The organism is Idiomarina sp. Sol25 (assembly GCF_033052775.1).
Classification (GTDB): domain Bacteria; phylum Pseudomonadota; class Gammaproteobacteria; order Enterobacterales; family Alteromonadaceae; genus Idiomarina.
Map to the genome: position 1 here is coordinate 1 of NZ_JAUPEW010000168.1, position 260 is coordinate 260.

The following is a 260-nucleotide window of genomic DNA, read 5'->3' on the forward strand; positions in this document are numbered from 1 at the left end:
GTGTAGCCGCGTCCGGTGCCGGAGAAGTCGGCGTAAAGCTCCAGCACATGGCCCACGTCGCAGACGATGATGAAGGGCGGGGCGGTGTGCTCCACATCCAGGCGCGCGACGTAATCCTCCGCCTGGCGGCGGGCGTTGAGCATGTAGGTGTCCCAGCCCTTCTCCACCGTGCGCCGACCGATGGGGCCGGCCTCGTCGGGGAGGGCGAGCTGTTTGTCCTCGGCCTTGGTGCCTTTGACGGTGCGCGATTGCTTGGCTTC

General features: G+C 67.3%; 1 protein-coding gene. It reads right to left on the reverse strand.

From position 1 onward, the window contains the following. Positions 1-260: type IIL restriction-modification enzyme MmeI (locus Q5L94_RS13885; RefSeq protein ID WP_317498939.1), on the reverse strand; the 260-nt coding region annotated here is incomplete at both ends.